This window comes from Psychrobacter sp. T6-1 (assembly GCF_052258445.1).
In genome coordinates, this window is record NZ_JBQQFC010000207.1 from 1 (window position 1) to 4,445 (window position 4,445).

At 41.3% G+C, this 4,445-nt stretch carries 4 protein-coding genes; 2 read left to right on the forward strand and 2 right to left on the reverse strand.

Annotated features, from left to right (window positions below; genetic code table 11):
- Positions 1-68 precede the first annotated feature (68 nt).
- On the forward strand, positions 69-719 hold the full coding sequence (locus ACTXGO_RS10155) for a hypothetical protein (protein ID WP_443574320.1): 651 nt from the start codon (positions 69-71) through the stop codon (positions 717-719).
- Positions 720-833: 114 nt separating this feature from the next.
- Positions 834-1,682, forward strand: a complete 849-nt coding sequence (locus ACTXGO_RS10160) for a hypothetical protein (RefSeq protein ID WP_443574322.1) — start codon at positions 834-836, stop codon at positions 1,680-1,682.
- Positions 1,683-1,703: 21 nt separating this feature from the next.
- On the opposite strand, the gene ACTXGO_RS10165 is transcribed toward ACTXGO_RS10160, so the two are convergent.
- On the reverse strand, positions 1,704-3,557 hold the full coding sequence (locus tag ACTXGO_RS10165) for a hypothetical protein (RefSeq protein ID WP_443574323.1): 1,854 nt from the start codon (positions 3,555-3,557) through the stop codon (positions 1,704-1,706).
- Between the two features lie 204 nt (positions 3,558-3,761).
- The coding region (mnmA, locus tag ACTXGO_RS10170) for a tRNA 2-thiouridine(34) synthase MnmA (protein WP_443574325.1) at positions 3,762-4,445 on the reverse strand (684 nt) is incomplete at its 5' end.

Genomic DNA, 4,445 nt, shown 5'->3' on the forward strand with positions numbered 1-4,445 from the left:
GAAAAAATTAGCTTATCCTTAAAATAGGCTTTCAATTCAATCGCTTCAGTACCTTATCAGAGGTTAGAATGAACAAAATAGTAAACGTTTTATTGATGGGAAGTGTGTTGACATTAGCTGCTTGCGGTGGTGATTCTGATAGTAGTGGTAGTTATGGTTCTTCTGACTCCGATCGGTTTGATGGATTGTCTAACTGTAATATCATTGGCAACAGTATTTCTGTTAATACCCTCAGTGAATGTTTAATAAAAAAGCCTAATATTAATAATGGTAAGAAGTTCGCTTTAAGGTGCCAGATATTTGGGTCGCCTAGTCTACCTGGTGGTCAAACGGCGAGATTTAGTATAGTAAGTGCTAGCGGCGGCGATGCTGATGAAGTTAAGCGCGATATTGAGCGTAATCCAAACGGAAAGTATACTTACGACTGTGTAAGCGCCTCTAACTTAAACCCAAATCTACCCTCACGACCTACAAGACCTAATGTTCCCAATGTAAGCCCTGATCTTAATGTTTCTAAATCGTGTAACGTAGTAGGAAATAACGTACGAGGTTTTGGCAACGAAGATTGCAGATTGACAGGATCAAACACTAATGCGGTTATTAGCTGTTATGGCAATTCACTAATTGTTAACGGTAGCATTAACGGCATTTCTATCACTAATACAACTTTTATTTCAGGCAGTACAAATTTAGATAAATATTCTATACAGTGTCCTTAATTTAGAAGATTATCACCTACTAGCTTATTATTAATAAGCTTACTAAACAAAAAGGTATTGTCTATCAAGTAGTCGATACCTTTTTTTATGCGTTATAGGTAAATACTTTATATTATGAAAGACAAAACTTTATTCTTATCATCCGTTGTTGTGGCATTCGTCTTTGGGGTTTTCAGCACTTATTTGTTTATGACCAAGCAGCAGATGGATTATGTGATGCAAGCCAAGCAGCAATCAGCAGTATCTTCTGATACAAATAATAATCAAGACGCTTTTAACTCAGCAAATGGTCTGGCATCAGACGATTCCTTGAACGGGCGTGATAGTGCGGCTCAGCAAGCCATTTCAAATGTGACAGGGTCAGATTCAACTTCTATCAACGACTACTCACAAGAGCAAGCACAAGCGATGGTTGATACTATGCCTGACTATGTGCTTGGGCAGTACGTCGATAAGTTTATGGCAAAAGGTGACAGCGAAGTGATCACAGATAAAAGACGATTTGCAGAACGTGCGATTGAAGAGTTATATGATAAAGGTGATACACGGCCTTTAGTTGGCGAGGTTAAGCTCTCTTATGATAGCAGTATGCCACAGGCGTCTATAGATACCTCAATGCTCAATAAAAACGCCAAGCTATTCGCGCATTTGGATACTGCTGGCAAAGTACCTGCTAGTCCTTTTGCCTTTGTAAAATGGGTGAATAATGAGACAGGCCAAGTCCTGTTGTTCGAGAAGAAAAACATCATCGCAGATAGTAATCAGAATTGGGTAAGTTTTAAACCTTATGATGGATGGGAGCCTGGCAGTTATGACGTCAAATTTTATCAGTTTACCTCAGAGCTTGAACCCATTGCTCGCCTGACCTATCAGATATACACCGTCAATGATGAGACACAAGGGGAAAGAGGCGTTGTAACAAGTAGTGCAGTGAGCATCGCTAATGCTACAGTCAGAAAGTAAATTTAATAACTTCTAGATATATCAAGACCCCGACTGAGTCGAACCATACTGAGTATTAAAATAAAAAGTACGATTGGCTCTAGGATCTAAAGGCAGTGGGATGGTTACGACGGTACCATTTTCACCAATAGGCACACTATTACTCGCATGTTGATTGACGTTCAATCTTGGGTTCGCAAGCTTTGAGGTCACAGTCGTACTATTATTACCTAGTTGCAAGATATCTTGCATGACAAAGTTACTAATAGCCTGGTTGGCTCGGTTTGTTGCCGTGATTTTGTAGGCGATACACATGCCAGGGCGCACATTAGCACCTGCGCCAGTCTCAGAGGTTGATAAAGCACCTTTGCTATAGGCAAGAGACGAATCAGTCAGAGAAGTAATACGACAATCATTAGCCGCTTGCTCTTTTTCGAGTACCAAAGCTGCATTTTGTGCAACGACTCTACCAAAGTTATTGTTTGGATATCTATAAGTATCTGTCGTCAACGACACCGCTCTTTTGTCAGTAGTCGTACGAATAGGATAGTCATTCGTGTTAGCGCGAGTTTCGATCAGGCAAACTAAAGAGTTACTACCGATGACACTAGGCAGCACCGTAAACTGATAAGTACCTGTGTTGGTCGTGGTACTAGTTGCATAGACGGTTGGATTATTGCTATTACAGTCGCTGACTAACCTAACGGTACTACCAGCAATGCCGAGCTCAGGCGAGGAGGTCGGAGTAGGGTTAAAGATGCCATTAAAATAACGGCTATTATCATAGATACCGCCTATCGTCTCAAGATTGGCGTTATTATTATTGATGCCACCATTGTCGTTGAATACTGTATCTGAAAATACATAGACAGGCGCGCTCTCGATCCCAAAGCTGATCCATTCATTAAATGTCTCACCAATGATATTCCCTGGAAAAGCATTGCTACCATTCATAATTGCATCGTAAGTTAACGTGATAGAGGTGACGTTACGAACCGCGACAACGTAATTACTACTACTATTTTCTATGCCATAAGTCACATAGCTGTTGCCATTGATAGTTTGGTTATTAGTAAGGGCAGTAAAGGTGTTTTGATTATTTGGATTGGTCGACGTGCTCTTTAAAATGTTAGCAAAAGTTGGGGTAGGCGGTAATACTCCTCTAGAGCCTGCGCCTGCAAAACGAACTTCATTGTTAACTAAACTTGGCTCATACCTTCTAGTGCCAGTTACGTTGCTTCCTGCAAGCTCGTTTATCTTATAAAAATATAAATTATTCGTGCTATTAGAACGAACTTGCGCCTCAGAGGTATCAACATTGTATCTAAAAATATTAGTACCACTTTCTCTGCTACCCATAAAGTAATCGCCCATAGCCTCGTAATAAAAAGGGACAGATGGATTGTCTTTTACATAGATACGGCTGGGTATATCGATAGCACTATTTTGGGTGACATTACTAAGAGTATGACGAGCAACCTCTGAGTTGCCTCCTGTCGTATAGCTGGCCTGACCGATTTTTATGGAATGGATGGCATTATTGTTGTCTGGTGTAATAGCAAACGTATAAGTAAAGCTATCGTTATTGTTGGCTGCATCAGCGTTATTTCTAATTTCAATACCATTATTGCCAGGAGTAATGACTACAGCGTTAGCATAGCCTCTGGTGTTGTTACGGGTAAGCGTAAAGCTACCAGTAGCACCTGAACCTGCTGCTACATAAGTGCCAGAAGCAGAACCAGTCAGAGCGTTAGAACTGGTGACCGTAATGCTGCCCATATCAGATGGTGCTGCTTGAGCTGCGAGTGGCGCGATAACTACAAATGTAAAAATAGGGTATAAAATAACTTCAATAGCTCTTAGCGAATAATATCTAGCAGCAAATCGAACTGGCATGAGGCATCCTTAATCAAAACTAATAGCTAAAGTTAGCAATAGTAAAATAATCAATATTATCAACGAGCTAGCTAATAAGAGTGACAAAAGTATACAACAGTGAGTAGAGATAAAGTAGCTAAATAATAAAACATGGTTTACATATTTAATGATGAATATAGCGACTAAAAAACTGTCTTACTAACAATCACAAAGATACTGGAATTATAAAGATACTGGCGCATCAATAGACTCAATCACGCCGCCACCCAAACAAACATCGTCACTATAAAATACTGCCGATTGACCTGGGGTTACCGCACGTTGCGGCGCATCAAATACTACTTTGACTTCGCTACTATCATCATTAATAGCAAACACACGACAGGCTTGATCAGGCTGACGGTAACGCGACTTTGCCATACAGCGCAGTCCTTGCTCACTAAAGACGTCCGTAGGCGCTAAGCCCTCAACCCAATCGAGCTTATAAGCGCGTAGCTCACGGCTCATCAGCATAGGGTGCTCATGACCTTGACCGACGATTAATTGGTTGTTGTCCAAATCCTTTGCTAATACAAACCAAGGTGCATCAACACGGTCTTTGACCCCGCCAATACCAATACCGCCGCGTTGACCTAAGGTGTAATACATCAGGCCATCGTGCTGACCGATAATATGACCGTCGTCCGTGATAATATCGCCATTTTGCGCAGGCAAGTACTGCTGTAAAAAGTCCTTGAATCGGCGCTCGCCGATAAAGCAAATCCCCGTAGAGTCTTTTTTCTTAGCGGTCGCTAAGTCATGCGCTTCGGCGATTTGGCGTACGACAGGCTTTTCAAGCTCACCAATAGGGAACAAGGTTTTGGCAAGTTTGTCACCGCCGACTGCATGCAAAAAATAGCTTTGATC